Raw genomic sequence first — 24,643 nt, forward strand, 5'->3', positions numbered from 1 at the left:
GCGTTACGGCGCGGCCACTCCCACTCCGCGCCACTCGTCGAGCACCCGGCTCGGCTCGTAGCCGACGACGGTGCCGGAGGTGATCGCGCCGAGTTCGGCGAACGCGACGGGCAGCATCGCGGCGTGGTCCATCACCACGGCGTTGACCTCCCCGAGCAGGGCGGCACGTTCGTCGGGGTCGGTGGCCCGGTTGGCCGCCTCCATCGCCGCCCGGAAGCCGGGGATGTCGTCGTGCGACGGGTTCTGCGGCGAGTCCTGCCCGTAGTACGAGGTCAGCAGCAGCGACGGTTCGGCGCGCCCGGTCAGGGTGGTGAGGATGGCGTCGAGTTCGCCGCGGTTGAACGCGGGATTGAGGTCGGTCGGCGTCATCGACCGGATCTCCATCGTGATGCCCACCCGCGCGAGCTGTTCCTGCATGATCTGCGCGATGAGCTGGTTCTCCGGCAGGTTCGACGCACCGGCGACGAACGAGAACCCGTTCGGCACGCCGGCCTGCGCGAGCAGGGCCTTCGCGCGTTCGGGGTCGAAGGCGTACTGGCCGTCGAGGGCGGCGTTGTGCGCGAAGTACCCCGTGGGGAAGTTCTGGCTGGCCGCCTCGCCGTGCCCCTCGAGGGCGGTTTCGACCACGGCCTCCCGGTCGACGGCGTGGGCGAGGGCCTGCCGCACCTCGAGGCGGCCGAATTCGCTGCGGGTCCGGTTGAGGTTGAGCACGTAGTTGTTGAGGGTGGTCTGCACGTGCGACTCGAGGCCCTGCTGCTCGGCCGGGTCGACGGACAGCGGCGTGGCGATCGCGGCGTCGAGCTGACCGGAGGCCACCGCGCTCACCCGGGTCTGCGGATCGGTCATCACGATCCACTCGAAGGCGCGGGCCTGCACCGCGTCCGGATCCCAGTAGCCGTCCCGGGCGACGAACTCGTACTGCGCACCGGGCTGTGCCTGCGCGACGGTGTAGCGGCCGGTGCCGGCGGGAGTCAGCACCAGGGCGGCGTCCTTGTCGGGGGTGCCGAACGCGTTGGGATCGACCATCATTCCGGGCAGATCGGAGAGGGTCAGCACGAGCTGCCCACCTGGTCCGTCGAGCCGCAGCACCACGGTCTGCGGGTCGGGGGCCTCGACCGCGGCGACACCGGCGAGCATGGCGGCGGTGATCGAGTCGGGCTGCATCGCGCGTTCGAGGTTGGCCACCACCGCGGCCGCGTCGAACGGGGTGCCGTCGGAGAACGTCACGCCCTGCCGCAGGCGCAGCGTCAGGGTGGAGCCGTCGTCGGCGAACTCCCACGACTCGGCCAGGCCGGGAATCGGGTTCGCGTCCCGGTCACGGTGCACCAGCCGGTCGTAGACCAAATTGAGCATGATCGAGTCGCTGGTGATTCTCGTCTTGTGCGGGTCGAACGACGACGCGCCGTAGGTGGTGGCGTAGCGCAACGTCGCGTTCGGGTCGGCGGTCTGCGCGGCGTCCGTCGCCGCGGAGCTGCCGCACCCGGCCACCGCGACGGCGACGGCGAGCACGGACAGGGCGGCCTTCATCGATCTGCGAAACATGACAGTCCTCGGGGTGATTCGGGTCGTCGACGGGTTCACGGGGCGGCGACGCCGACGCCGCGCCACTCGTCGACGAGCAGGGTGGGTTCGTAGCCCACGACCTGATCGGTCAGGGTGGAGCCGAGCTCGAAGAACACCAGCGGGATCGCGAGCGCGTTGTCGCTCACCAGTTTCGACACGTCGCCGAGCTTGTCGGCACGCGCCTGCAGTTCGGACTCGCGGTTGGCCGCATCCAGGACCTCCTGGAATCCGGGGGCCGTGCTGCGGGACGGGTTCTGCGGCGACTGCGCCCCGTACAGCGAGGAGAACAGCAGGGCGGGATCGGACCGGCCGGTGAAGGTGGTGACGATGGCGTCGGCGTCCCCGCGGTTGAACGTCGGGGAGGCTTCGGACGGCGGCATCGGCTTCAGCTGCATGTCGATGCCGACCTCGGCGAGCTGTTGCTGCACGATCTGCGCGACCTGCACGTTCTCGGGCAGGTTGAGCAGGATGGCGGTGAAGGAGAACCCGTTCGGCAGTCCTGCCTGCGCCAGGAGCTGTCGTGCCCTGTCCGGGTCGTACGGGTAGGCGCCGGCCAGGTCGGGCTCGTAGGCGAAGTAGTCCTTCGGGAAGTTCTGCGTCGCGGCCTCGGCGTGACCTTCCATCGCCGTGTCGGCGATGGCCTGCCGGTCGATCGCGTGCGCCAGCGCCTGCCGCACCTCGAGCTTGCCGAACTCCCCGCGCGAGCGGTTGAGGTTGACGGCCATGTGGTCGAGCCGCAGCGCCGTCTCGACCCGCAGGCCCTGCTGCTCGGCGGCATCGATGGTCAGCGGGGTCGTGATGGCGGCGTGGAGGTCTCCGGAGGTGACGCCGGCGAGGCGGGCCTGCGGGTCGGTCATCACCGTCCACACCACGCTGTCGGTGCGGACCGCGTCGGGATCCCAGTAGCCGGGCCGCGCGGTGAACTCGTACTCGGCGCCCGGCTGCGCGCGGGTGACCGTGTAACGGCCGGCACCGGCCGGGGCGAGGGCCAGCGCGGCGTCCTTCTCCGGTGTCCCGAATGCGTCGGGGTCGACGATCATTCCCGGCAGGTCGGACAGCGCGAGGACGAGTTGCGCGCCGGGCCGGTCCAGCGCGAGCACGACGGTGCGCTCGTCGGGAGTCGTGATGCCGGTGACCCCGGCGAGCATCGGTGCCGTCACCGAGTCCGGTTCGAGCGCGCGGTTCAGGTTGGCCTGGACGGCGGCCGCGTCCACGGGGGAACCGTCGGCGAAGCTCACCCCCTCGCGCAGATGCAGGGTGAGGGACTCGTCCGTCAGCTCCCACGATTCGGCCAGGCCGGGGACGGGTTGCGCGTCGACGTCGCGGTGCACGAGCCGGTCGTAGACCAGGTTGAGCATCGTGGCGTCACTGGTGATCTTCGTCTTGTGCGGGTCGAAGGAGGATGCGCCGAAGACCGTCGCGTAGCGCAGCGGGATCGCGGGGTCGGCGACGCCCGAATTCTCGGACACCTCGGAGCCGCACGCGGTCACGAGCACCGCGCACGTTCCGAGAGCGGCCGTCCACCGCCGGATGGAAAACCTGCCCGTTGCGACCGGCATCTCGCCCCTTCCTCGAAGCGCTCGCGCGCACAATCGATTTCAGGACGGACGCCGATGCGCACGGCCCTGTTGCCGACCGAACGTAGGGGCTTGTGACGTGCCGCACATCGCCGTTCCCACTGAACGAGACCGTGCGGCAGCCGGTGGTCAGCCGAGCGCGCCGAGAACGGCGGCGTTCACCTCCGCGGCCGGGACCATGGGCATCGTGTGGTGCGTCGCGCCCTCGACGAGCACCGGGCGCAGCCGCGGACTCGCGGCCTCGACCGTGGCCGCCACCGTCGCACTGTCGTGGACCTTGCTGCCGGCCGCGAGGACGACCGTCGTGTCCACGGCGAGTCCGGCGAGGGCGCGGCGGGCGGGACGTTTCGGGACGACGAGCTTGCCCGCCGGGAAGTGCTCGGCACCGAGGGCGACGAGCTCGAGCCAGTCCTCGTCGAGTGACCGGCCGCCGGTCTCCCAGCGCAGGAATCGGCGCTGGCGGTCTCCGCTGGGCCGCAGCAGCAGCGGGACCGCGCGAGCCAGGTATCCGGCGCGCATCCGGGCGAAGCACGAATTCGGATCGAGCAACACCATGTTGCGGATCCGCTCGGGGCGTTCGAGTGCGTAGGCGAGCGCGACCATGGCCCCGTACGAGTGGCCGGCCAGGTGGAACGAGGACACACCGAGCGCCGCGGCGACGCCGTCGAGCCACGACCGCAGGTCGTCCACGTCGCGCACGGGCCTTCCGTGCGCGACGCTCCGACCCACGTCACCGATCGGATCCACGGCCAGCACCCGGTACCGGCCGGCGAGCGCGGCGGCGTTGGCGAACCACACCGTCGACGTCGCTCCCCCGCCGGGCAGCAGGACGACCGGCGGCGCGTCGTCGCTGCCGCAGACAGTGACATGCGTTGTGCCGAAGTCCGATTCGACCGTCACCGGACGGACGTCTGCCGGCCATTTCGCCAGCACGGCATCGTAGGCGCGGAGGAACCGTTCCCCCTCGGTGGTGGTTGCGAACCCTGTCGTCGACGCGCGCGGCATCGTCTCCCCCTTTCGTCCGGATCAGCCGGTCGGTCCGGCCATCCCGTAGAACCGTTCCACCCGCATCCGCAGCACGAGCCGGCGGTCGGCGACCATCGCGTCCCGGAACTCGTCCCAGTCCGGATGTTCGCCCTGCACCTTCCGGTACAGGGCGACGAGGTCCTCGACGGTGTCGTCGTGCGGGTCCGCCGCGACGGGCGACAGCTCGGCCGTGCCCTCGGCGACCGCGTACGCCCAGCCGCCGGCGGCGCTGACGTACAGGCTCACCCGGGGGTCGCGGCGCGCGTTCGCGGTCTTGGCGCGGCCGTCGGTGACGGAGACCGCGAAGGTCCGTGTGCCCGGGTCGTAGTGGTAGACGATGTTGGACAGCTGCGGCCGCCCGTCCCTCTTCAGGGTGACGAGGGCACCGATCGTCGAAGTGGCGAACAGCGCTTCGAGACTGTCGGCGGTCACGGCCTCACCATCGCTTTCCGTGGGATCGGTAGCGTTTGACGTACTCCACCCAGTTCCAGGTGGACAGGAAGCCCTGCGCCGCCTCGTACCCCTTGGCGAACTGCGCCTCGATCTCGGACTTGTCGATGTCGAAGTCCAGGACGCCGACCTCGGTGGAGTCGACGCGGATCGTGCGGGCGCTCACCCACGGCTGATTGAGATGCGCCTGGTCGCGGCCGACGAGGACGGTGGTGACGATGCCCTCGATCAGCTCCGGGGAGTCACCGAGCGCCGAGAACGGGCGCAGCAGCCGCAGCGGGGGCAGGACCTTGTCGTTGCCGGCGGGCAGGTTCGGCAACACGGTGACACCGAACGTGGGCCAGCGGGGCTGGTCGGTGTCGATCCGGTCGAGCGAGTCGATGGGGAAGTTCGACAGCAGCCCGCCGTCGACCAGCGTCGACCGCAATCCGGACGTGGCCGTGAGCGTCGCGGGCCGGAAGTAGAACGGGATCGACATGGACGCGCGCACCGCGTCGGCCACCGACTGCTCGTCCGGATCGAGGCCGTAGACCGAGCGGTAGTCCCACGGCAGCCGGACCAGCAGCCCTCGCGTGATGTCCGTGACCGTGACCACCAGCCGGTACCGTCGCTCCTCGGGGAGGTCCTTGTCGTCCGTCCGCAGATCCCCGAAGGTGCTGACGCCCAGGTCCTTCAGCGTGTCCCGGATCCAGGCGTGCGCGTAGTCGCCGCGATAGAGGCCCGATCCGCGCAGCACCCCGAACGCGGGACCGAACAGGGGAATCCGCTCGACCGGTCCCGGGTCGAGGAACTTGTCGTACTCGATTCCGAAGACGGCGTCGCGCATCTGCTCCCCCGTCCACCCGGCCTTCGATCCGGCCGCGACGACGGCGCCGACCACCGCGCCCGCCGAGGTGCCCGAGACCCGTTTGAGCCGGTAGCCGGCGTCGGCGAGCGCCACGACGGCGCCGGCGAGCCCGATGCCCTTCACCCCGCCGCCGGCGAGGACGAGGTCGGCGGGGCCCGGGTCGGCGGTCATCGCCCGCCCCCGAGGCCGCGTCCGCCGCTCGGAACGATCCGTTCACACCCGTCCATGGCCGCCCCCTCCTGCAGCTTCCGGGAAAGGAGTCTTGGCTCCCCGTGCTCCCACCCTATGCCGCGCACCGCGGAGCGTCGGCGGTAATCGCAGCGTGTCCCCGTTCAACCCACGATGCTGTCGAGGGCGGCGATGATGCGGGACGGCGCGTGCCGGCTCTCCGTGCGCCGGATCATCCGGATCCAGGTGGCGAGCGGTTCCTCGGGTCGCGGAACCGGGCACAGGGACGGTCGTTGCGATTGAATCGCAACCGGACGGGTACGCCTCCGGCAGCGAAGACCACGACCGGAGGAGACAAGCCCGTGAACACTCACGTCACCGCGGACACGCTGCGCACGCTGCTCGAGTCGTCGCTCGACGGTGCGACGCTGATCCTGCAGGGCGGCCGGCCGCAGGTCGTCGCCGCGGACGACCTGACCGACGAGAACCGCGCGCTGGTGATCGTCACCCGCGACGAGCTGCGCGGGCAGTTGCCGAAGGACCGGGACTACAACGACACCGATCTCGAACTCCACGCCACGACGCTCGAGGCGACCGTCGCGAATCTCGGCGGCTGACCGGGACGAGCCGGCGCCGCGGGCGCCCGGTCAGCTCGGCCGGGCGTCGGGATGTTCGCGCACGAAGTTGAGATACGCCTTCGACGGCGTCGGCCCGCGCTGGCCCTGGTACTTGGAGCCGACGGCGGCGCTGCCGTAGGGGTGCTCGGCGGGGCTGGTCAACCGGAACAGGCACAGCTGCCCGATCTTCATCCCCGGCCACAGCGTGATCGGCAGGTTGGCCACGTTGGAGAGCTCGAGGGTGATATGCCCGCTGAAACCCGGGTCGATGAATCCGGCCGTGGAATGGGTGAGCAGCCCGAGCCGGCCGAGCGACGACTTGCCCTCGAGGCGACCGGCGAGATCGTCGGGCAGGCTGCACGTCTCCATCGTCGACCCGAGCACGAACTCGCCCGGGTGCAGGACGAACGGCTCGCCCGGCGGGGCCTGCACGAGCGAGGTGAGTTCGTCCTGCCGCAGCGCGGGGTCGATGTGCGTGTAGCGGGTGTTGTTGAAGACCCGGAACAGGCTGTCGAGCCGCACGTCCACGCTCGACGGCTGCACCATCGCGACGTCGAAGGGGTCGATGCCGAGACGCCCGGAGGCGACCTCGGCGCGGATGTCGCGATCGGAGAGCAGCACGGGGTAGAGACTAACAACCCGCCCCGGGCCGCCCCGCGGCTCGCGCGCCGGGCGGGCGCCGGCGGCCGGGCGCGGCGACTAAGCTCGGCCCCACATGGTGCACGATCGGTCCCTCGCGCCGTGCCCGGTGACAGACTGGAGCAACGAGCGCCGCAAAGCGTGCCTGCGCTCCACGCGGCTCGGGCACCGCTGGCGGCGGTTCGGGCGCGTGCGCCGCGGTCTCGCGTGGCTGGCGCTGCTGACGGTTCCGGTCTCGATCCTGGGCGGGCAGTACTGGATCCACGACGTCGCCCCCGAACGCGACCGGCTGGCCCACACCCGGCCGCACCTGCATCCGATCTTCGACGCGGCGGATCCGGCCGATCGCGCCACCGCGGTGGTGAGCATGGTCGGACTCGGCAATCTCGATGCCACCGACACCGCCCGTGCTCTACCGGCGCTGGCCGCGCTCGGGCAGGTGTGGGCGGTGCAGTACGACAACACCGGCCTCGACACCGCGGTCATCAGCCGGATGATCGTCGACCACGCGGAGCAGGCCGGGGTGGAACGCGTCGTGCTGACCGGGCACAGCATGGGCGGCATCATCGCCCTCGAGGTGGCCGGCCACGTCGTCGCCGACCCGGACCTGGATCTGCTGGCGGTGATCCTGGACTGCACTCCCGTCGATCTGCACGCGGTGCGGGCCGACAAGCGCGACACCGGGGAGGATCTGCTGCGCTGGGTGGGGTGGGTGCCCGGGGCGCGTGAGAGCCGCACCCTGCGGCTGGTGGTCGAGACCGCCGCCCGCAAGGACCGCTACGTCGTTCCGCATCCGCACGGCCTCCCCACCGTCGATCCCGGCGGGCTGGTCGACGCGGTCACCGAGGTGCTCGAGGACAAGATCTTCGACCGCGACGTGGCCAGCACCGGGCTGATCGAGTCCCAGTTCGAGGCCATCGTCGCCTCGGGTGCGCTCGATGATCTGCGGGCGCTGGCGTCGCGGCGCGGGGACAGTCGCGGGCCGGCGGTGGTGTTCGTGCGTCCCGGGCGCGGCACCGACGACGACGTCGTCGACGTGGACTACAGCCAGCGGGTGCTGTTCGAGCGGGTCGGCGGTTCGAGGGGTTCGCTGCTGGTGGTCCGGTTGGCCGGCACCGGGCACGCCAACCCGATCCAGCAGCCGCAGGCCTACGACGCCGCCGTCGCCACGAAGATCGTGCCGTTCGTCGATCGGCTCGCCGAACGGGACACGCGGCCGGTGCGGGCGAGCGAGCGGTGACCGACGCCGCGGTCGACCTCCGCGCGGCGCCGACGGAGGGTCAGGCGCCGGTGGCGTGCTCGCCCAGGATGGTGGTCAGTTCCTCCGCGTACGCGAGCTGGGTGCGCAGACGGGCGCAGCTGTCCTCGGCGCGCCGGTGGAACTCCGCGAGCACGCCGCGGGCGCCGGCGGCCGCCTGTCCGGAGGGCGCGGCGTCGGCGATCCGATCGAGAGCGGCGAGCAACTCGCGCATCTCCTCGAGGGTGAAGCCGAGCGGCTTCATCCGCCGGATCACCAGCAGGCGCCGTACGTCGTCGTCGGTGTAGAGACGGAACCCGCCGGTGCTGCGGGCGGACGGGGTGACCAGGCCCACCTCGTCGTAGTGACGGATGGTCTTGATCGACAGTTCGGTGCGCGCGGCCACCTGCCCGATCTGCATATGCCCCGAATCGATGGTCACAGCCGCACCCTTTCCTCCCGGTCGTCTCCACCGTAGCGAGCGGCCCGACCCTCGATTCGAACTCTACCCTCACCGGAGGGTAGAGTTCGGCGGGTTCCGCGGACGCGACGATGCCGTCCCGCCCGCGCACGGGGGTGCCTCGCCCCCGGTTCCCCATCCCGGCGCCGGAAAGAAGACCCGACTGTGACCACTCCTGCCGGCAGCGCGCCGGCCGTTCCCGAGGCGGACGCCGACCCCGCCTTCTCGGTGCGCGGCGCCCTGCGCTCCCCGAAACGCCTGAAGACCGAGGTCCTTGCCGGACTGGTCGTCGCGCTGGCGCTGATCCCGGAGGCGATCTCGTTCTCCATCATCGCCGGGGTGGACCCGCGGGTGGGGCTGTTCGCCTCGTTCACCATGGCCGTGACCATCTCCATCGTCGGCGGCCGCCCGGCGATGATCTCCGCCGCCACCGCCGCGATCGCGCTGGTCATCGCGCCGGTGACCCGCGAGTACGGCCTCGACTACCTCGTCGCCACCGTCATCCTGGGCGGAATCTTCCAGGTGGTGCTCTCGGTGCTGGGGGTGGCCAAGCTGATGCGGTTCATCCCGCGCAGTGTCATGGTCGGCTTCGTCAACGCCCTGGCCATCTTGATCTTCACCGCGCAGTTGCCGCACCTGATCGACGTCCCGTGGCTGGTCTATCCCCTCGTCGCGGTGGGGCTGGCGGTGATGTTCCTGCTGCCGAAGCTCACCTCCGTGGTGCCGGCGCCGCTGGTGGCCATCGTGGCGCTCACCGCCGCCGTGCTCGTCTTCGGCTGGGACGTGCCGAACGTCGGCGACGAGGGTGAGCTGCCCGAGTCGCTGCCGGCGCTGTTCGTCCCCGACGTGCCGCTGACCACCGAGACCCTGTCGATCATCGCGCCCTACGCGCTGGCGATGGCGCTGGTCGGCCTGCTCGAATCGCTCATGACCGCCAAGCTCGTCGACGACATCACCGACACCCACTCGAACAAGACCCGCGAGGGCTGGGGCCAGGGGGTGGCGAACCTGGTCACCGGGTTCTTCGGCGGCATGGGCGGCTGCGCGATGATCGGCCAGACCATGATCAACGTGAAGGTCTCCGGGGCGCGCACCCGCATCTCCACCTTCCTGGCCGGGGTGTTCCTGCTGATCCTCGTCGTGGCCCTCGGCGACATCGTCGCACTGATCCCGATGGCGGCCCTGGTCGCGGTGATGATCATGGTCTCGGTCGCCACCCTCGACTGGCACAGCATTCACCCCCGCACCCTGAAACTGCTGCCGCGCAGCGAAACCCTGGTGATGCTGGTGACCGTCGTCGCGACCGTCGCGACCCACAACCTCGCGATCGGGGTGATCCTCGGGGTGGTCACCGCGATGGTGCTCTTCGCCCGCCGCGTCGCCCACATGATCAGCATCGAGAAGGTCTCCGAGGCCGACACCGACCACGACGGCACGGTCGACACCCGTGTCTACAAGGTGCACGGCGAGCTGTTCTTCGCCTCGAGCAACGACCTGATCTACCAGTTCGACTACGTCGGGGATCCGCGCAACGTCGTCATCGACCTCACCGGCGCCGACATATGGGACGCGTCCACCGTGGCCACCCTCGATGCGATCCGGCACAAGTACGCCGCGAAGGGCAAGCACGTGGAGATCGTCGGCCTCGACGGCGCCAGCCTCGACCGCCTCGACCGGCTCTCCGGCCGACTCGGCGACGGCCACTGACCGCCGCCGGGCGGACGGCGGCTGCGTCAGCGCGCCTGCGACGACATGGTGAGCAGGAAGTCGGTGCACGCGTCGATGACCTCGTCCTGGCCGAGCGGGCTGTCACCCTCGAGCCACGCCGTGAGGACCTGGGCGAGGCCGCCGACGACGAAGTGGGCGGCGAGATCGAGCCGGGGCGTGGAGCTCACCTCGAAGAAGTCCACCGCCTGCGCCGTCACCAGGCCCGCGAACATGCGTGACGACTCCAGTCGCCGGCTCACCAGGTGTGGATTCGCCTGGCTGACGGAGAAGACGAGCCGGCCCAGGCGCGGGTCCTCGGCGACCTCACGGACGATGTTCTCCACGCCGGCGCGGACCACCGCCCGCTCGTCGCGCGGCGCCTCCGTCACCGCGCGCAGGGTGCTCTCGGCGATGCGCTGGATGACGTGGTCGTACACGGCGACGGTGAGTTCGTCGCGGTCGGCGAAGTTCTCGTAGAAGTAGCGGGAGGCCAGGCCGGTGCGCTTGCACACGCCGCGGACGGAGAGCGTGTGATCGCCGTCGGGTCCGCCGAGGATGTCGAGCCCGGCCTCGATGAGCTGCGCCCGTCGTTCCGCCTGCCGCTGTTCTCCCCCGCGTCCTCCGTAGAGCCGTCCTGTCACCATCGGTCCATCTTCGCAGGCGACCCCTTTACCCCGGTCATATATGTGACTACAGTCGTGTTCACATATAGGACGGACGAAGGGATCGAACTCGTGACCACCCTCGAGAAGCCTGCGGAGTTCGACGACGTCATGGACGGGCTTGGTCTCATGGCAGGCGCGGCGAACGTCATCATGCAGCTGTCCCACCCCGGCGTCGGCTACGGCGTCGTCGAAAGCCGCGTCGCCTCCGGACGGCTGTTCGACCACCCGATCAAGCGCACCCGCACGACCCTCACCTACCTGGCCGTCGCGGCCACCGGCACCGACGAGGAGAAGAAGCTCTACCGCAAGGCCGTCAACACCGCCCACCGGCACGTCCGCTCCACCGAGACCAGCCCGGTCGAGTACAACGCGTTCGACCCCGACCTGCAGCTGTGGGTGGCCGCGTGCATCTACCGCGGATTCGAGGACGTGCACAACGCGCTCTACGGGCCGATCCCCGCCGAGGCCGTCGACTGGTACTACCGCAAGGGCGCCGCGTTCGGCACCACCCTGCAGGTGAAGCCTGATATGTGGCCCGCGGACCGCGAGGCGTTCGAGAAGTACTGGAACGACGCGCTCGCCCGGGTCGACATCGACGACGTCGTGCGCGAGCACCTCTACGCCATCGCCACCATGCGCTTCCTGCCCCGGCCGGTGTCGCTGCTGTTCGGCCGGCTCAACCTGTTCCTCACCACGGGCTTCCTGCCTCCGATGTTCCGCGACCGGATGCGGCTGCCGTGGAGCCCGCGCGACCAGCGCCGCTTCGACCGGCTCACGCGCACCCTCGGGGCGGTCAACTCGCGGATTCCGGTGGCGCTGCGGGAAGCGCCCTACCGGCTGCTCATGGCCGATCTGCGCCGGCGGATCCGGACCGGTCGTCCCCTGGTCTAGGCGCTCCGGGACCGGTGCGCAGCCACCTCAGCAACTGCCGGTAGACCTCGTCGTCGTTGAGCAGCGTCAGATGGTGCGCAGGCGCCCGGTGCATCCCGTCCTCCGCACGGAAGCCGATGCGCCGGGTCCGGCCGTTCCCCGACGCGCTCGGCACGAGGACGAGTCCGTCCCCGAGCAACCGGCCCAGCGGATGCGTGGGACTACGAGTCAGGGTCGCCGACACGAAGCAGTGCATCGCCCCGTCGAGCAGCGGCACCTCCCGGCACACGGCGCGCCGCAGGTCGTCCGCGTCGCGACCGGACCAGTCCTCGTCCACCACCGCGCCCCGGTTCAGGTCGCGGATGCCGGCGCTGCGCCGTCGCAGCAGCGTCCCGAACGGCTTCGACTCCGGGATCGCGACGAGCGCCGCGCTCGCATAGTGCACCGCCTGCTCGAGCGGCGCCCCCAGATGCGGGGACCCGAGCGAAACCACATGGCGCACACGGCGAGACCACGCCTTCTCGGTGCCGTAGAAGCAGGCGCTGCGCGCGACGAGTCCTCCCATCGAATGACCGACGAGGGCGATCTGCTCGACCTCGCGCGGCCACGCCCGCACGAGCGCGTCGAGCAGCTCCGACAGCTCGCGCCCGTTGACGGAGATGTGCCGGCCGGTGTTGTAGCGCACGAACACCGACGTGCAGCCGAGATCGTCGACGAGCCGTTCGCCGTAGGTTCGGCGGCCGCCGAACCGCCACGTCGCCTCGGTCTCCATCAGCCCGTGCACGAACACCACCACGCGGTTCGTCGCGTGCGGGAGCGCGCGAGCGAGGGCGTCGGCCGTGAGCGGCACGGCCCGGCCGTCCACCCGCACCGACACGGGCAGCGCCAGCGGTGATCCCTCCGACTCGAGGACGTCCCCGATGAGGCCGTCGACCGCGGCGATCGCCATCGCGCCGCGAACGGTCTCCGACGGCGCCCGGTCCCCGGCGGACTCCGCGAGCCCGAACTCGGCCAGTGCCGCCGTCGCCGACGCGGCCTCCCGGATCACGGAATAGACCCCGTCGGTGATCGCGTCGTGCGCGGCCTTGACCGCCAGCGCCGGCGTCCCGACCCCCAGCGCGACCGCCCCGAACACCCGGTCCGCGATGCGGCGGTGCACCGCCTGCACGCCGCCGGTCGCCGCGCCCACCTCGTCGAGCAGCAGCCGAGCCAGCTCGGACGCCTCGGACCGCCCCGCCGTGGCCTTCATGCCTTCAGTGTGCGGGAACGGCGCGTCGCTGTCGTCTTGTCCGAGCATCTTGTCCGAGCGGGAGGATCTCGCGACGAACGGGCGGTTCCGGACGTCGCCACTCGGCGTTTGCCGCAGCCACGCCCCGTTCGACGCAGGAACGTCCCGGTCGGTGTGACAACGGCCGCGCGGAGTCTGCTACAGTGTGCGACGAGCTTGGGACGACGCCGAGAAATCGGCAAAAGCCCAGCGTGCCGATGTAGTTCAATGGTAGAACATCAGCTTCCCAAGCTGAATACGCGGGTTCGATTCCCGTCATCGGCTCAGACAGAAAACCCGCTCCCACCAGTATGGGAGCGGGTTTTTTGCTGTCACGGTCAAGTTGTCACATCGGCTCGGTGTCACATCGGTGTCACAATCGCCCCGAGAACGGTCGCGGCATCCTTCAAAGCATCGTTCTGGCTGTGCGCGTAGACCTGCATGGTGAACGACGCATCGGCGTGCCCTATCCACGCCGCTATCACCGCCACCGGCACGCCTTGCAGGTGCAGCGTCGTCGCTGCCGTGTGCCGGCAATCATGCAACCGCAGCGGGCGGACACCCGCCTTCACCGCGAAATCACGCCAGTACCGCGACAACACCGCAGGGTTGTAGGGCTCCCCTGCCTCATTGCTGACGACACATTCCCCCGACCCGTAATCAGGACCGAGCGCCAGCCGCTCCCGCATCTGCCGGACCCGAGCTGCCTCGAGCGCAGCTTTCAGCGGTCCGGACAACGGCAGGGTCCGGCGGGAGGTGACTGTCTTCGGTTCGTTCTCCACGGTGCGACTACCGGCCATGACGCGATTCGTGGCAATCGACAGCGTGCCCGCCTCGAGGTCTACATCCGACCATCGGAGACCCGCTATCTCACCCCGACGCAGCCCAGACAACGCCAGGTGCCATGCATGACCGTTCCTGTCTTTGTCGGCCGCTGCGAGTAGGGTCCTTACCTCGTCTGCTGTGTAGGTGCCCATTGCCTTGTACGGGACCGGCACCCTGTCTACCCCTGCCGCCACATTCCGCGCGATGAATCCTTGGTCCACAGCGTCAGCAAGGACCTGTTGAATCGTCGCAATGACTTTGTTCACCGCCGCCGGCGACCAGGCTTTCCGAACACGCCCCTTGGCGGTTGTGGTGCCACCGGCCCGGAGGTCCCTCACCAGGTCGTCGATGTGTCGTTTCGCGACTGCCTGCAATGGCATGTCGCCGTGACGTTCGCGCAGCGGCGCAAGGTCGTATTCGAGCTTGGACAGTGACGTTGCTCGGAGGTTGTGGCGTCCTGCGATGTAGTCGCTGCACGCCTGGTCTACGGTGACCGTGGACCTTACGACGTAGGTACCGGCGTCAACCTCGGTGTGGATCTTCGCGTGGGCTGCGTTCGCTTCATCAAGCGTCTTGAACCGCTTCCGCGTCTGACGCCGTTTCCCCGTCACCGGATCACTGCTGGCATCGAGTGTCACCTCATATCGGGTCTCTCCCGACTTGAGCGTGATCTTTCGCATCCCTGGCAGAAGCCGCTGACGCCTAGCCATCGGAGTCGCTCACGTACAAGCCATCCTGACGGAGCTTCTCGCGAAGTTCGATCAATTCTCGTGTCCGCTCTTCTAGCCTGCGTACCCAAAACTCCACGTGCTCTGCGTCCGACTTCCCCTCGACCATGAGTTCCGCACTCCTGATCCCCTCCTTCTTGAACAGAAGGCTACGAGTGGCGCGAACAGGGAGCGAGCACTCCCATTTCTCCCGGCGCACCTCGGCAGTGTCGTTTGCAGCCCGCGACACACCGAGATCGTTGTCCGTGTACTCCATCTCTTCGCCCGAGAACCACGTCATTGCATCAACGGATCGGACTCTCACGTTCGGCAGGACCTCGACCGGGCCGTCCGGGAGCTGAGGATAAAGGAGCTGTATGGGAGGTACACACAGTGCCTTTGCTAGAACCGCCAGCTCGGCAACGTCGAGTTTCGCTGCACGACTGTTGCTTTCAATCTTGGCGATAGTCCCTCGCGTGATCGGATATCCGAGTTCAGCCGTTCGCTCTGCGAGCTGTACGGCCGAGATTCGGTGTACTTCCGTTCGGAGTCGATGAACCTCCGCGCCTACCCGTGCCGCCTGTTCGTTCGCCCATTCTCGAGCTTCCGCCGAACCCCTCGTGTTGCTCTGCATAGGGACAGACTACAGCGGACCCTGCCGTAGTTTGGAACGTCCGTGGTAGTGTTCTAGACACAAGCAGGAGGTACTCCTGAATGACACTATCTTGAACACTCCAGGAGGACGGTATGACTACCGCGGAAGCTCGACTCCACAAACTCCCCGCCGCGCAGGAGCGTCTTGGAATCGGACGTTCCAAGATCTTCGAGCTCATCGCTTCGGGCGAACTTAGGTCCGTGAAGATTGGGCGCACTCGCCTCGTACCTGAGAGCGCGCTGACCGAGTTCATCGCAAAGCTTGAGAACAGCGCGGCCTGATGCCCGCACAGAAGAACGCCCCCGGAGCGGCTGGCACCGCGTCCGAGGGCAAGGAAACCGCCACCTACCAAGAGGGAAGTTCCATGAACAACGATACCGCGTTACCGCTGCTGGCGGCGCACGCCCTGCTCGCCGATATCGGCGCGACAGTCGACGAGATCCTCGACAACTCCGGATACACCCTCGGGGAAGCAATGCACGCCGCTGCACTGGTCGGCCTCGACCCCGAGATGGACTACCGCAAGGTACCGCTGATCCCCGCGACCGCTGTCGACGAGATCCGCCGCCGCATCCTCACAGAGCGGGCCGAGCTGGCTGCCCTCGACGCCGATATCGAGGAGGGGCGCAAGTGAGCATCCTCGAAATCAGCCTGGTGTCCATCCTGTTCGCAGAAAACGTCGCCCTGCTGCTGGCACCCATGTGGGACACGCCCCACCGCGACCGCGACTCACTCGGTGAAGCGGCACAGCAATCGATGAGGAGGCTCCGCCCGTGACCTGACAAGCAGCTCCCTTCAAAACGCTCGACAACGAACCCGCACTCGTTGAACGCACCGGGGCAGGGAGCCCGCCAAAAAGCTCCCTGCCCCACAAAATCCGAAAGGACGCGCCCCGATGCGCTACCTCAACGATAAGACAACCGAGCCGGTAGGACCCGATCCGCTGGCCCCCCTCGATGCGGAAGTTCGTCGGCACGGTGCACGTATCGCCACCAAGTGCCGTGTGTGCGGACGCTGGCTTGTCGCCCCAAAATCTCGCTCGGCACACGAAGGACCCAAGTGCCGCAACCGTTCGACCGCCGGCGGTGCGGAATGAGAGACGAACTGCTCAACGCCGCGCACGCCATCGTAGAACTCGGTGCCGACATCATCCGATCCGACGACATCGGTTTCCACGCCGTCGAATACGCCGTCCGCAATTGGGCCGTGTTCCCGCTCCGAGGGAAGATCCCCGCGATTCCGAAAGAGGCCGGTGGGCGCGGTGTCCTCGACGCCACCACCGACCCCGAGATCGTCGCGCACTGGTGGGGCGGACCGTATGCCGGATGCAACATCGGCGGTCGAGTCCCGGAGGGAATGCTCGCCCTCGACACCGATCCGCGAAATGGTGGACTCACAACACTCAAAACACTCGAAAGTCGCTACGGGAAACTACCCGACACGCTCACCACGGTCTCAGGCCGCGGCGACGGGGGAACCCACCGTTTCTATCGCAGGCCAGTGGGGAAGCTGTCCTCGAAGCGACTGGGCCCCGGAATCGACATCAAGACATCGAGTGGGTACGTCGTCCTGCCCCCGTCGATCCATCCGGACAGTCGAAAGCCATACACCCGCATCGATGCCCCGGTAGCGGACCCACCCGAATGGTTGGTCGAGTTGCTTCTACCGGAGCGGATCGAACCGCAGATCCGCCCGCGCAGGAACATCGCGTTCACCGGGCCGTCGATCGCTGACACGTACTCGACCACCGCGTCGTGGGTAGACATCCTCCCCCGTCACGGATGGCGGTGCCTCGACGCGGACCCCGACGCCGATGGTGCGCGCTGGCTGCACCCGAACGCCACCTCCGCATGTTCGGCGACCGTCCGTAACGGGTGCCTGTTCGTGTACTCACCGAACACCCCGTTCGACATCACCGAACCGTCCGACCCGCACGGCTATACGCGGTTTCGTGCCTATGCCGTCCTCAACCATGCAGGAGATATGAGTTCCGCAGCTCGCGCCCTCGCCGGCAAGGAGGTGGCTTAGATGATCGACGCCTCCACGGTCCAGCCGTTCACGCCCGACGTATTCGACGGCCCACCGATCCCGCTGACCCGAACCCGACCGATCCCCGAGTTCCCAGTCGAATCGTTCCCGCCTGCCATCGCAAACATGATCGCAGCGGTCGCGGAAGCCTTCCAGGTGGATGCAGCGATGTCGGGAACATCGGCACTGAGCGCTCTGTCCGCCTGCACGGGTGGACACGCGGAAATCGAGATCCGTCGCGGTTGGCGCGAACCTCTGTGCCTCTACACCGCGACGATCGCAGACCCGGGCGAACGTAAGTCGGGTGTCCAGGGGACGATGGTCCGCCCGATCCTCGAGGTCGAAGCCGAACTCGCAACCAAGGGTGCCGCCGAACGCCTCGAGACCGAGACGCAGAAGCAAATCGCGATGAAAGCCGCGGAGAAGCAACGCAACGCCGCAGCCAACGCCGACCCCTCGAATCGGAATGCAGCGATCGCAGACGCTATAGGGGCCGTGCAGGCAGCGGAAGCGATCGTTGTGCCTACGGTGCCCCGCCTCGTCGCCGACGATGTGACCCCGGAGGCCGCAGCATCCCTGCTCGCTGAGCAGAACGGCAGACTCGCGATCATCTCTGCCGAGGGTGGCATTTTCGACATCATCGCCGGCCGCTACTCGCGCGGTGTGCCGAACATGGATCTGTGGCTCAAGGGGCACGCCGGTGACCCCCTCAAGGTCGACCGGAAGGGCCGCGAACCCGAGTACATCAAACGCCCCGCGTTGACGCTCGGACTGATGATTCAGCGGTCCGTGCTCGCAGCGATCGCCGCGAACGGGGACTTCCGGGGCCGAGGATTCCTCGCACGCATCCTGTTCGCTATGCCGGTCTCGAAGGTTGGCTCACGCAAGATCGCCGCCGACCCGGTAGCCGAACACGTCGAAGCCGCCTATAACGCCACGGTTCGCACCCTGGCGGAACAGATGGTCAAGTGGTCGGGGGATCCCGCCGTCCTCACCTTGACCAGCAAGGCCGAGGAAGCCGTCCGCACCATCGAGACGATCGTCGAACCGACACTCGCCGGCGACGGAGAACTCGCGCACATGGCCGACTGGGGATCGAAGTACGTCGGCGCGATAACTCGGATCGCGGGAATCCTGCACCTGGCAGAACACGGCGAACCCGGAGTCAAGACACCAGTTCGGGCGGAGACAATCGTCGCCGCCGCGAAGGTCGGCGCCTACTTCAAGGCCGCTGCGATCACCGCGTTCTCCGAGATGCAGACCGACCCGGTGACCGCCGATGCCGTCTATCTGCTCGGACGAATCGGCAAGCTCGGTACCGAGTTCTCCGAACGGGATCTGCATCAAGCCAGCCGAAGCCGGTTCAGAGCCAAAGCCGACATGATGCCTGCCCTGCACCGTCTCATCGAAAACGAGTACGTGGCACCGATGCCGATCGAGGAGACGACGACCGGGCGCCCACCCTCCCCGCGGTATTTGGTCAACACACACGGCTCAAAAGGCTCACAACACTCAGAAGTAGCTGCCTAACCGCTTTCTGAGGGTTCTGAGGGTTCTGAGAACACCTTCATGCGGAATCGAACAGATAGAGACCGAGACCTTCTGAGCCTTCTGAGTCTTTTGAGCACACCTTCCGATCCAACTGAGAAGAGGACCCGTGAGCAGACGCAAGTCCCGGCCCCCGCACACCCTCACCCTTACCGCACTGGTCGACCCTCGCCTCGAGGGCGCCCGGTGCACCGGCAAAGCCCCACTGTTCGACGACGAACTCTGAACCATCCCGGGTCTCATGCACACACTGTCATTTGTGTGCGACCGGTTGATCGGCACCGTGTTCAGCGTAGTACTTGGCTTCGTACTCGGCCGGTGGGATCCGCCCGAGACGATGCATGAGCCGGCCGGTGTTATACCAATGCACCCACGCCGAGGTGGCCTCCTCGACGTCACCGATGGTGCGCAGCGGCCCCTTGCGGAACGGGGAATCATCGGCGACGCACTCGGCCTTGTAGAGCCCGATCGTCGTCTCCGCGAGGGCGTTGTCGTAGGCGTCACCTACCGACCCGATCGACGGCCGAAGTCCTTGCAGGAACAGGGTTTCCCCGAAGCGCAGAGCCGTATATTGAGAGCCCGCATCCGAGTGGTGAATAGTCCTCTCGCGCAACGGATTGCCTTGCATCGACCGCAGCATGCAGGCCTGATTCACCGCCCGCTCTACGAACGCGGTTTCCTTCGACGTCGACACCTCCCAACCGACGATCGTGCCGGCGAACGCATCGATCACGAACGCGGTGTACGCGAAGCAGGGCACCATCCGCACGTACGTGAAGTCGGCGACATAGAGCGCATCGGGCCGGTCGACCCGGAAGTTCCGGTCGACCAGGTCCGGTGGCCGCGGCGCCGACGGCTCCGCGATCGTGGTGCGGACCCTCTTCGCCCGGGTGGCGCCGCGCCACCCGCCCACGCGCATCAGCCGCTCCACGGTGCAGCGGGCCACCTCGATGCCCTGACGCCGCAGGTGGGCCCACATCTTCAGCGAGCCGTACAACGACTCCGGTTTGCGTCTGCCGTACTCGTCCCGCTCGACGTAGTACGAGGCCAGCACCGCGGTGATGGTGGCGTCCCACAAGGCGCGCTTCGACAGCGGGCGCGCCAGCCAGGCGTAGAAGGTTCTCGGGGCGATCGTGCACCCGTGCTCGGTGAGCACGCGGCAGATCGGTACGACCCCGAACTGATCGCGGTGTTCGGCGATGAATCGGCAGATCACTTGCGTGGCGGGTCGCACTCCCGCGCGAAGAAAGATGTTGCGGCTTTGAGTATTTCGATGGTCTTTTCGAGCTCGGCGTTCTTCCGGCGCAATGCCCGCAGTTCGATCTCCGCCTCGGACGCCGACGCGGCATGGGTGCCGTCACCCGCCGCTTCGGCCTTGCGGACCCACACCCGTACGGTCTCCGTCTTCAGTGACATCCGTTCGGCGATTGTGCGGATCGCCTCGTACTCCGAGGCGTAGTCACCACGGTGCTCGAGGACCAGGCGCACGGCCTTCTCCCGTACCTCGGCTGGATAGACATTCGGCATAAGGTTCACCTTCCCAAGAAAGAAGGTGTGCATCAAACCCGGGACGATTCACTCCCCGGCGAAACCACCGAGGCCCGCTCCCAACGCCTCGCCTACGCCACGAACATCTGCCGCGGCTGCCCAGTCCGCACCGCCTGCTACGCCGCCAGCCTCGAACACGACGCCGCCGGACTCTGGGCCGGACGCATCCGCAACATCGACCACACCACCCGGAAGAAGGTGCCCGCGTGAAACTCCACGGCCGCAGTCTCACGCCACACATCACCGTCGACCCCGCAGCCCGCCGCCCCATCCTGCTACGCCTCGGAGGTCTCGTGCTCGCCATGAGCACCACCGAAGCCCAGCAAATCGCGGACCAGCTGCACGATGCCGTCGAGGAGGCCGACCAATGACCCCACCCGTGCAACGCCTCGCCCCCGGCGTCCTCCTCCTCACCGGCGATGCCGTCGACGCCCTCGCCTACGCAGTGCAAGTCGCCCAACGCGCCCGACGCCGCAACGGACTACCCGCCTCCCGCGCCCTCACCGCCCTCGCCCTGGCCGCAACAGGACACGCGGACAACGAAACCCACCCACCGGAGCACAGTGAACCCCACACCACAACGGAATGGATCACCACCGAGGAGGCAGCCCGAATGCTCGGATGCAGCAACCGGCAAGCCCGGCGCCTCGCCCCCCAACTCGGAGGACAACTCACCGGCGGACGGTGGCTACTCGATCGCCAAGCCGTCACCGAACACCTGAAAGGCAGGAACGCAGCATGAGCTACACCAGGCGCGAACTACTCGACGCCCTCGCTGCAATGACAGACGACGAACTCGAAACCACCATCGCCGAAGCCCGCAACGCCGGCACCGAAACACAACGAGCCGTGCGCCAACTCTTCGGACACACCACCACCGAACCCGAAACCCCACCCGACCCCGCACACGGCAACGTCGTACCCAGCGAAGGCCGCAACCCCCACGGGCGCAGCCACACACAGCAACTCCACCAATTCACCCGCGAACTGTTCCACGGCCGCGACTACTGAAAGGCACCCACATGGACAACCTCATCGACGCCACCGTCGCCTACAACCTGACCCGCCAAACCGCACGCCACATCGGCTACGAACTACCCACCGAACTCGTCGACACCATGACCCGCCTCGACACCCTCGCCGCCGCCCGGTTCCCCGAACCCGACCGCGACGCCCTCGGAGAAGCCCTCGCCGCGGCAGTCCTCGACAACCGCGATCCCCTCGACGACACCACCATCACCCGACACCTCATGGCCGGTGTCCTCAAAGACTCACGCTACGGAACCCTGCTCAACGACCACGCCAAACGCGGTCGCGCCACCGCCCTCACCAACGCAGTCCCCGCCCTGGTGAAGACATGGAAAAAGATCGTCACCGACGCCGACAACACCCTCGCCGCCGCCCGCGAACAGGTCCCCAACCTCGACGTCACCGACACCAACACCACCCACAACGCACGAGCATGGGGGCAGGCCCGCGAAGCCGCCGCCACCCTCGAACAGATCACCCAGGCCTGGACGATGGTGATGACCGCGACACGGCACGCCCGCACCGAACCACGCACCCAACTGCTGATCGTCGCCGACCTCACCGCCGAACAACTCGACCAGCTCGGACCCCACGCCACCATCCACACCGCAGTAAACGCCGGACACCGCTTCACCCTCGCCGACGCCGACACCTACCGGCACCGCTGCGAACAAGTACAGGCCCAGCGCGACGAACAGAAACGACGCGCCGCCCTCGCCCTCGAACACCGAACCAAGGGCCGCAGCCTCGGCATCGCCAACACCTAACCCCCAAGCCCCTGCGCGTGTGCCCCGCGCAGGCAGCCCGGCACCCGACGCGATCATGTCCTCTCAGACGACCGCCTCGGGGCCGGGCAACCCACACGATGGTGGGGGCAGACTCCCGCCGGCACCCGTTTGCCGCCATTCCCGGCATAGGCGGGCTCTCTCTCTAGCAGCTGGATGAACCGCCCTGCACGGGCGAACAAGACCCCGAAGGAGGCCCGTTGTGGCGTCGAACGAATGCCCGCCCGGACTGAAAGAGGGCGGCCGGCGATTGTGGCTGTCGGTGACCGACGAGTTCGAACTCGGTCAGCACGAGCTGGTGGTGCTGATCGAAGCGTGCCGCACCGTCGATGCTCTCGCCGAGTTGGAGAAGATCGTCACCCGCGACGGGGTGACCAACGAATCCCCGCAGGGACTGCGGGCACACCCGGCGCTGGTGGAAGCCCGGCAGCAGCGGGTGACCCTCGCCAAGCTGGTCGCGTCACTGCGCATCCCGCTCGACGACGAACAGTCCGCGGGCCGACTGCCGCAACAGCGCGTCGGGGTCCGCAAGGCGAGTCTGTCGGTGGCCCGATGAGACGCCGCACCCACGTGACCCACGGCCGTATCCCTGCGCACCTCGCCGAGTACCGCGACACCGACGACTGGCCCGGCGACAACGACTGTCAACGCTATCTGTCGTGGCTACAGGCCCGCGACGAGTGGGGCGACCAGCATTGGCCGGGTGGTTCGGCGTTGCTGCCCGGACAGGGTGAGGCGTGGGCGAACATCCCCGACGAACCGTGGAACCCGTACCAGGATGGTGCGTGGTGAGGCGCCGCAGCGTGGAGGTCGACGGCGTACCCGCCGCCCTCGCCGAGTTCCGCGAAGCCGACTGGCCCGGCAACACCTGGCGGGACCGCTACGACATGTGGCGGGAGGCGATGCGCCGGCACCACGACACCCACGGTTGGCCGGGTGGACCGCTGGACATGTTCATGCGAGCCCTGTTCGTCCGGCACCGCCACGACGGCACCCCACTGCCACCAGGGGTATGGGCTGTGTCAAGGATTGTGGACAGGTCCTCGGTGATTTCGGGTGTGTCAGGCCGCCTCGGTTAGGTCCTCGGCGGCGGGATTGTGGGCGTCGGCCCATGCCTGGGCCGGGGTGCGGTAGCCCAGGCTGGAGTGCGGTCTTTGACGGTTGTAGAACACCTCGATGTACTCGGCGACGGCGAACCGTGCTCGGGCGCGGGTATGGAACACCTGCTGGTGGTACATCTCGTTTTTCAGGGTGGCGAAGAACGTCTCCGCCGCGGCGTTGTCCCAGCACACCCCGGTGCGGCCCATCGACTGCACGAACCCGTGCTGGGTGCAGTAGGTGACGAATTCGTCGGAGGTGTACTGAGACCCGTGGTCGGAGTGAAATATTGCCCCTTCGGCGGCTTGGCCCTGCGTACGGGCCATTTCCAGGGCGTCGACGACCAGGCTGGCGCGCATGTGCTCAGCGGTCTGCCATCCGATCACCTTGCGCGTGGCCAGGTCGATCACGGTGGCCAGGTACAGCCACCCCTGGCCGGTGCGTAGGTAGGTGATGTCGCCGACCAGTGCGGTGCCGGGGCGGTGACTGCTCGGGGCGAAGTCGCGGCCCAGCTTGTCGGCGAAGACTTGGGCTTTCTCGTCCGGGACGGTGGTGCGTTTGTAGGCCTTGCGCTGGATCGCCGCCAGGCCGAGCTCGCGCATCAGGTCGGCCACGAGCCCCACCGAGGCCGGGTGCCCCTCGTCATTGAGAATGGCAGCGATGCGCCGGCACCCGGCAGTGCCGCGCTGCTTATGGAAAACGCGCTCGACCTCCATCTTCAGCGCTTCGCGGCGCGCCTGGGTGGCTGTAACCTGCCCGGCGCGGGCGCGCCACGCGTAGAACGACGAGCGGGCCACGCCGAGCTGGGCGCACATCCAGTCGATCGGAAAGTTCGCCTTCTCCGCCTCGATCAGGACTGACTTCTCGTTCAGTCCTGCTCCCGGGCGAAGAAGGCCGCGGCTTTTTTTAGGAACTCATTTTCCATCTTCAGCTTGCGGTTCTGCTCCTCGAGCTCGGCCAGCCTGCCGTGGTCGGCCGGACTCATCGACGTGTCCGGCTCCGGATTGGCCTGCCGGTGCTTCTGAACCCAGTTGCCCAGAGTGCCCGGGTTGATCGCCAACTCCCCGGCCACCTCGGCAATCGAGCGGTCACTCTGCAGGACCAGCTGCACCGCCTCGGTCTTGAACTGCGGACTGAACTTCCGCCTCGAACTCGCTGCCATGATCTCGATCCTCTCGCCTCAAGAGGTTGTCCAAGATCTTTGATACACCCCAGTAACCACCTATTTCGGACTGCCCGCCGAACGATGAGGGCGACTTATCCAGCTGATGTGCGTGAGAAGGCCCTAGGCCGGGAATGGTCCCGGTCTGCCGGGGTGGCGGGGATG

The 24,643-nt window shown here is 68.0% G+C and carries 30 protein-coding genes, 1 tRNA gene and 1 other annotated feature; of the genes, 18 read left to right on the forward strand and 13 right to left on the reverse strand.

Features of this window, described 5'->3' with window-relative positions:
* Positions 1-3: 3 nt before the first annotated feature.
* From QNA09_RS18805 to QNA09_RS18825, 5 genes are all read right to left on the reverse strand, one after another.
* Positions 4-1,527 (reverse strand): ABC transporter substrate-binding protein, encoded by a 1,524-nt coding sequence (locus QNA09_RS18805; RefSeq protein ID WP_102031481.1) that lies wholly within the window; start codon positions 1,525-1,527, stop codon positions 4-6.
* Between the two features lie 50 nt (positions 1,528-1,577).
* Positions 1,578-3,122: an ABC transporter substrate-binding protein gene (locus QNA09_RS18810; RefSeq protein WP_119700032.1), complete on the reverse strand. Its 1,545-nt coding sequence runs from the start codon at positions 3,120-3,122 to the stop codon at positions 1,578-1,580.
* A gap of 147 nt (positions 3,123-3,269) precedes the next feature.
* Entirely contained in the window at positions 3,270-4,145 is an 876-nt protein-coding gene (locus QNA09_RS18815) for an alpha/beta fold hydrolase (protein ID WP_119700033.1), read from the reverse strand.
* Between the two features lie 21 nt (positions 4,146-4,166).
* Positions 4,167-4,598, reverse strand: coding sequence for a PPOX class F420-dependent oxidoreductase (locus tag QNA09_RS18820; RefSeq protein ID WP_010596821.1), 432 nt, complete (start codon positions 4,596-4,598; stop codon positions 4,167-4,169).
* 4 nt (positions 4,599-4,602) lie between these two features.
* On the reverse strand, positions 4,603-5,634 hold the full coding sequence (locus tag QNA09_RS18825; RefSeq protein WP_048773287.1) for a patatin-like phospholipase family protein: 1,032 nt from the start codon (positions 5,632-5,634) through the stop codon (positions 4,603-4,605).
* 359 nt (positions 5,635-5,993) lie between these two features.
* Between QNA09_RS18825 and QNA09_RS18830 the strand changes: the two genes are divergently transcribed.
* Entirely contained in the window at positions 5,994-6,248 is a 255-nt protein-coding gene (locus tag QNA09_RS18830; protein ID WP_017679926.1) for a hypothetical protein, read from the forward strand.
* A 30-nt stretch (positions 6,249-6,278) separates the two neighbouring features.
* Here QNA09_RS18830 and dcd read toward each other — a convergent pair whose 3' ends face one another.
* Complete coding sequence (gene dcd, locus QNA09_RS18835) at positions 6,279-6,869, reverse strand: dCTP deaminase (protein ID WP_003934612.1); 591 nt, start codon at positions 6,867-6,869, stop codon at positions 6,279-6,281.
* Positions 6,870-6,963: 94 nt separating this feature from the next.
* On the opposite strand from dcd, the gene QNA09_RS18840 reads away from it, so the two are divergent.
* Positions 6,964-8,127: an alpha/beta hydrolase gene (locus QNA09_RS18840; protein WP_040270216.1), complete on the forward strand. Its 1,164-nt coding sequence runs from the start codon at positions 6,964-6,966 to the stop codon at positions 8,125-8,127.
* A gap of 40 nt (positions 8,128-8,167) precedes the next feature.
* Here the strand turns inward: QNA09_RS18840 and QNA09_RS18845 are convergent, their stop codons facing one another.
* Complete coding sequence (locus QNA09_RS18845; protein WP_064065712.1) at positions 8,168-8,545, reverse strand: MerR family transcriptional regulator; 378 nt, start codon at positions 8,543-8,545, stop codon at positions 8,168-8,170.
* A 204-nt stretch (positions 8,546-8,749) separates the two neighbouring features.
* Between QNA09_RS18845 and QNA09_RS18850 the strand changes: the two genes are divergently transcribed.
* Positions 8,750-10,291, forward strand: coding sequence for a SulP family inorganic anion transporter (locus QNA09_RS18850; protein WP_064065711.1), 1,542 nt, complete (start codon positions 8,750-8,752; stop codon positions 10,289-10,291).
* A 26-nt stretch (positions 10,292-10,317) separates the two neighbouring features.
* Here QNA09_RS18850 and QNA09_RS18855 read toward each other — a convergent pair whose 3' ends face one another.
* Entirely contained in the window at positions 10,318-10,935 is a 618-nt protein-coding gene (locus QNA09_RS18855) for a TetR/AcrR family transcriptional regulator (protein ID WP_010596815.1), read from the reverse strand.
* 90 nt (positions 10,936-11,025) lie between these two features.
* Between QNA09_RS18855 and QNA09_RS18860 the strand changes: the two genes are divergently transcribed.
* Positions 11,026-11,847, forward strand: a complete 822-nt coding sequence (locus QNA09_RS18860) for an oxygenase MpaB family protein (protein WP_048773280.1) — start codon at positions 11,026-11,028, stop codon at positions 11,845-11,847.
* On the opposite strand, the gene QNA09_RS18865 is transcribed toward QNA09_RS18860, so the two are convergent.
* Positions 11,798-13,075: a triacylglycerol lipase gene (locus tag QNA09_RS18865; protein WP_119700035.1), complete on the reverse strand. Its 1,278-nt coding sequence runs from the start codon at positions 13,073-13,075 to the stop codon at positions 11,798-11,800. The two genes, QNA09_RS18860 and QNA09_RS18865, sit on opposite strands and share 50 nt — an antisense overlap.
* Before the next feature lie 232 nt (positions 13,076-13,307).
* Between QNA09_RS18865 and QNA09_RS18870 the strand changes: the two genes are divergently transcribed.
* A tRNA-Gly gene (locus QNA09_RS18870) sits at positions 13,308-13,378 on the forward strand.
* A 77-nt stretch (positions 13,379-13,455) separates the two neighbouring features.
* Here QNA09_RS18870 and QNA09_RS18875 read toward each other — a convergent pair.
* Both QNA09_RS18875 and QNA09_RS18880 read right to left on the reverse strand, forming a co-directional pair.
* A complete protein-coding gene (locus QNA09_RS18875; RefSeq protein WP_308071994.1) occupies positions 13,456-14,556 on the reverse strand; it encodes a tyrosine-type recombinase/integrase in 1,101 nt (366 codons plus the stop codon).
* A gap of 64 nt (positions 14,557-14,620) precedes the next feature.
* The gene (locus QNA09_RS18880) at positions 14,621-15,259 is read right to left on the reverse strand and encodes a hypothetical protein (RefSeq protein WP_308071995.1); all 639 of its coding nucleotides are present in this window, start codon (positions 15,257-15,259) and stop codon (positions 14,621-14,623) included.
* 113 nt (positions 15,260-15,372) lie between these two features.
* Between QNA09_RS18880 and QNA09_RS18885 the strand changes: the two genes are divergently transcribed.
* From QNA09_RS18885 to QNA09_RS18905, 5 genes are all read left to right on the forward strand, one after another.
* A complete protein-coding gene (locus tag QNA09_RS18885) occupies positions 15,373-15,561 on the forward strand; it encodes an excisionase family DNA-binding protein (RefSeq protein ID WP_308071996.1) in 189 nt (62 codons plus the stop codon).
* Between the two features lie 83 nt (positions 15,562-15,644).
* Positions 15,645-15,914 (forward strand): hypothetical protein, encoded by a 270-nt coding sequence (locus tag QNA09_RS18890; RefSeq protein ID WP_308071997.1) that lies wholly within the window; start codon positions 15,645-15,647, stop codon positions 15,912-15,914.
* Positions 15,911-16,057: a hypothetical protein gene (locus tag QNA09_RS18895; RefSeq protein ID WP_308071998.1), complete on the forward strand. Its 147-nt coding sequence runs from the start codon at positions 15,911-15,913 to the stop codon at positions 16,055-16,057. The genes QNA09_RS18890 and QNA09_RS18895 overlap by 4 nt, the downstream gene beginning before the upstream one ends.
* Before the next feature lie 315 nt (positions 16,058-16,372).
* Positions 16,373-17,308: a bifunctional DNA primase/polymerase gene (locus QNA09_RS18900; RefSeq protein ID WP_308071999.1), complete on the forward strand. Its 936-nt coding sequence runs from the start codon at positions 16,373-16,375 to the stop codon at positions 17,306-17,308.
* The gene (locus tag QNA09_RS18905) at positions 17,309-18,838 is read left to right on the forward strand and encodes a YfjI family protein (protein ID WP_308072000.1); all 1,530 of its coding nucleotides are present in this window, start codon (positions 17,309-17,311) and stop codon (positions 18,836-18,838) included.
* A gap of 271 nt (positions 18,839-19,109) precedes the next feature.
* Here QNA09_RS18905 and QNA09_RS18910 read toward each other — a convergent pair.
* Positions 19,110-20,383, reverse strand: a protein-coding gene (locus QNA09_RS18910) for an IS3 family transposase (RefSeq protein WP_119699219.1) whose coding sequence is annotated in 2 segments (ribosomal slippage) — positions 19,110-20,107 and positions 20,107-20,383 — 1,275 coding nt in all. Because the reading frame shifts where the segments join, the coding sequence is not laid out codon by codon here.
* Positions 19,980-20,111, reverse strand: a sequence feature (AL1L pseudoknot). It overlaps the preceding gene by 132 nt.
* Before the next feature lie 27 nt (positions 20,384-20,410).
* Between QNA09_RS18910 and QNA09_RS18915 the strand changes: the two genes are divergently transcribed.
* The 8 genes from QNA09_RS18915 (at position 20,411) to QNA09_RS18950 (ending at position 23,297) form a co-directional block, all read left to right on the forward strand.
* A complete protein-coding gene (locus QNA09_RS18915; RefSeq protein WP_308072001.1) occupies positions 20,411-20,614 on the forward strand; it encodes a WhiB family transcriptional regulator in 204 nt (67 codons plus the stop codon).
* Positions 20,611-20,775: a hypothetical protein gene (locus QNA09_RS18920; protein ID WP_308072002.1), complete on the forward strand. Its 165-nt coding sequence runs from the start codon at positions 20,611-20,613 to the stop codon at positions 20,773-20,775. Before QNA09_RS18915 ends, QNA09_RS18920 begins: the two co-directional genes overlap by 4 nt.
* Positions 20,772-21,146, forward strand: coding sequence for a hypothetical protein (locus tag QNA09_RS18925; RefSeq protein WP_308072003.1), 375 nt, complete (start codon positions 20,772-20,774; stop codon positions 21,144-21,146). The genes QNA09_RS18920 and QNA09_RS18925 overlap by 4 nt, the downstream gene beginning before the upstream one ends.
* Positions 21,143-21,415, forward strand: coding sequence for a hypothetical protein (locus QNA09_RS18930; RefSeq protein ID WP_308072004.1), 273 nt, complete (start codon positions 21,143-21,145; stop codon positions 21,413-21,415). The genes QNA09_RS18925 and QNA09_RS18930 overlap by 4 nt, the downstream gene beginning before the upstream one ends.
* An 11-nt stretch (positions 21,416-21,426) precedes the next feature.
* The gene (locus QNA09_RS18935) at positions 21,427-22,200 is read left to right on the forward strand and encodes a hypothetical protein (protein ID WP_308072005.1); all 774 of its coding nucleotides are present in this window, start codon (positions 21,427-21,429) and stop codon (positions 22,198-22,200) included.
* 220 nt (positions 22,201-22,420) lie between these two features.
* The gene (locus QNA09_RS18940) at positions 22,421-22,774 is read left to right on the forward strand and encodes a terminase (protein WP_308072006.1); all 354 of its coding nucleotides are present in this window, start codon (positions 22,421-22,423) and stop codon (positions 22,772-22,774) included.
* Entirely contained in the window at positions 22,771-23,010 is a 240-nt protein-coding gene (locus tag QNA09_RS18945) for a hypothetical protein (RefSeq protein ID WP_308072007.1), read from the forward strand. The genes QNA09_RS18940 and QNA09_RS18945 overlap by 4 nt, the downstream gene beginning before the upstream one ends.
* On the forward strand, positions 23,007-23,297 hold the full coding sequence (locus QNA09_RS18950; protein ID WP_308072008.1) for a hypothetical protein: 291 nt from the start codon (positions 23,007-23,009) through the stop codon (positions 23,295-23,297). The genes QNA09_RS18945 and QNA09_RS18950 overlap by 4 nt, the downstream gene beginning before the upstream one ends.
* On the opposite strand, the gene QNA09_RS18955 is transcribed toward QNA09_RS18950, so the two are convergent.
* Positions 23,280-24,478, reverse strand: a protein-coding gene (locus QNA09_RS18955) for an IS3 family transposase (protein ID WP_141764068.1) whose coding sequence is annotated in 2 segments (ribosomal slippage) — positions 23,280-24,223 and positions 24,223-24,478 — 1,200 coding nt in all. Because the reading frame shifts where the segments join, the coding sequence is not laid out codon by codon here. The genes QNA09_RS18950 and QNA09_RS18955 overlap by 18 nt on opposite strands.
* Positions 24,479-24,643: the final 165 nt, after the last annotated feature.

The organism is Rhodococcus sp. AH-ZY2 (assembly GCF_030916465.1).
Classification (GTDB): domain Bacteria; phylum Actinomycetota; class Actinomycetes; order Mycobacteriales; family Mycobacteriaceae; genus Rhodococcus; species Rhodococcus ruber.

Coding starts and splice junctions, on each gene's coding strand:
- QNA09_RS18805 (WP_102031481.1), bottom strand. CDS start 1,527: ATGAAGGCCGCCCTGTCCGTGCTCGCCGTCGCCGTCGCGGTGGCCGGG.
- QNA09_RS18810 (WP_119700032.1), bottom strand. CDS start 3,122: ATGCCGGTCGCAACGGGCAGGTTTTCCATCCGGCGGTGGACGGCCGCT.
- QNA09_RS18815 (WP_119700033.1), bottom strand. CDS start 4,145: ATGCCGCGCGCGTCGACGACAGGGTTCGCAACCACCACCGAGGGGGAA.
- QNA09_RS18825 (WP_048773287.1), bottom strand. CDS start 5,634: ATGACCGCCGACCCGGGCCCCGCCGACCTCGTCCTCGCCGGCGGCGGG.
- QNA09_RS18840 (WP_040270216.1), top strand. CDS start 6,964: ATGGTGCACGATCGGTCCCTCGCGCCGTGCCCGGTGACAGACTGGAGC.
- QNA09_RS18845 (WP_064065712.1), bottom strand. CDS start 8,545: ATGCAGATCGGGCAGGTGGCCGCGCGCACCGAACTGTCGATCAAGACC.
- QNA09_RS18855 (WP_010596815.1), bottom strand. CDS start 10,935: ATGGTGACAGGACGGCTCTACGGAGGACGCGGGGGAGAACAGCGGCAG.
- QNA09_RS18865 (WP_119700035.1), bottom strand. CDS start 13,075: ATGAAGGCCACGGCGGGGCGGTCCGAGGCGTCCGAGCTGGCTCGGCTG.
- QNA09_RS18880 (WP_308071995.1), bottom strand. CDS start 15,259: ATGCAGAGCAACACGAGGGGTTCGGCGGAAGCTCGAGAATGGGCGAAC.
- QNA09_RS18885 (WP_308071996.1), top strand. CDS start 15,373: ATGACTACCGCGGAAGCTCGACTCCACAAACTCCCCGCCGCGCAGGAG.
- QNA09_RS18890 (WP_308071997.1), top strand. CDS start 15,645: ATGAACAACGATACCGCGTTACCGCTGCTGGCGGCGCACGCCCTGCTC.
- QNA09_RS18900 (WP_308071999.1), top strand. CDS start 16,373: ATGAGAGACGAACTGCTCAACGCCGCGCACGCCATCGTAGAACTCGGT.
- QNA09_RS18905 (WP_308072000.1), top strand. CDS start 17,309: ATGATCGACGCCTCCACGGTCCAGCCGTTCACGCCCGACGTATTCGAC.
- QNA09_RS18925 (WP_308072003.1), top strand. CDS start 20,772: ATGACCCCACCCGTGCAACGCCTCGCCCCCGGCGTCCTCCTCCTCACC.
- QNA09_RS18930 (WP_308072004.1), top strand. CDS start 21,143: ATGAGCTACACCAGGCGCGAACTACTCGACGCCCTCGCTGCAATGACA.
- QNA09_RS18935 (WP_308072005.1), top strand. CDS start 21,427: ATGGACAACCTCATCGACGCCACCGTCGCCTACAACCTGACCCGCCAA.
- QNA09_RS18945 (WP_308072007.1), top strand. CDS start 22,771: ATGAGACGCCGCACCCACGTGACCCACGGCCGTATCCCTGCGCACCTC.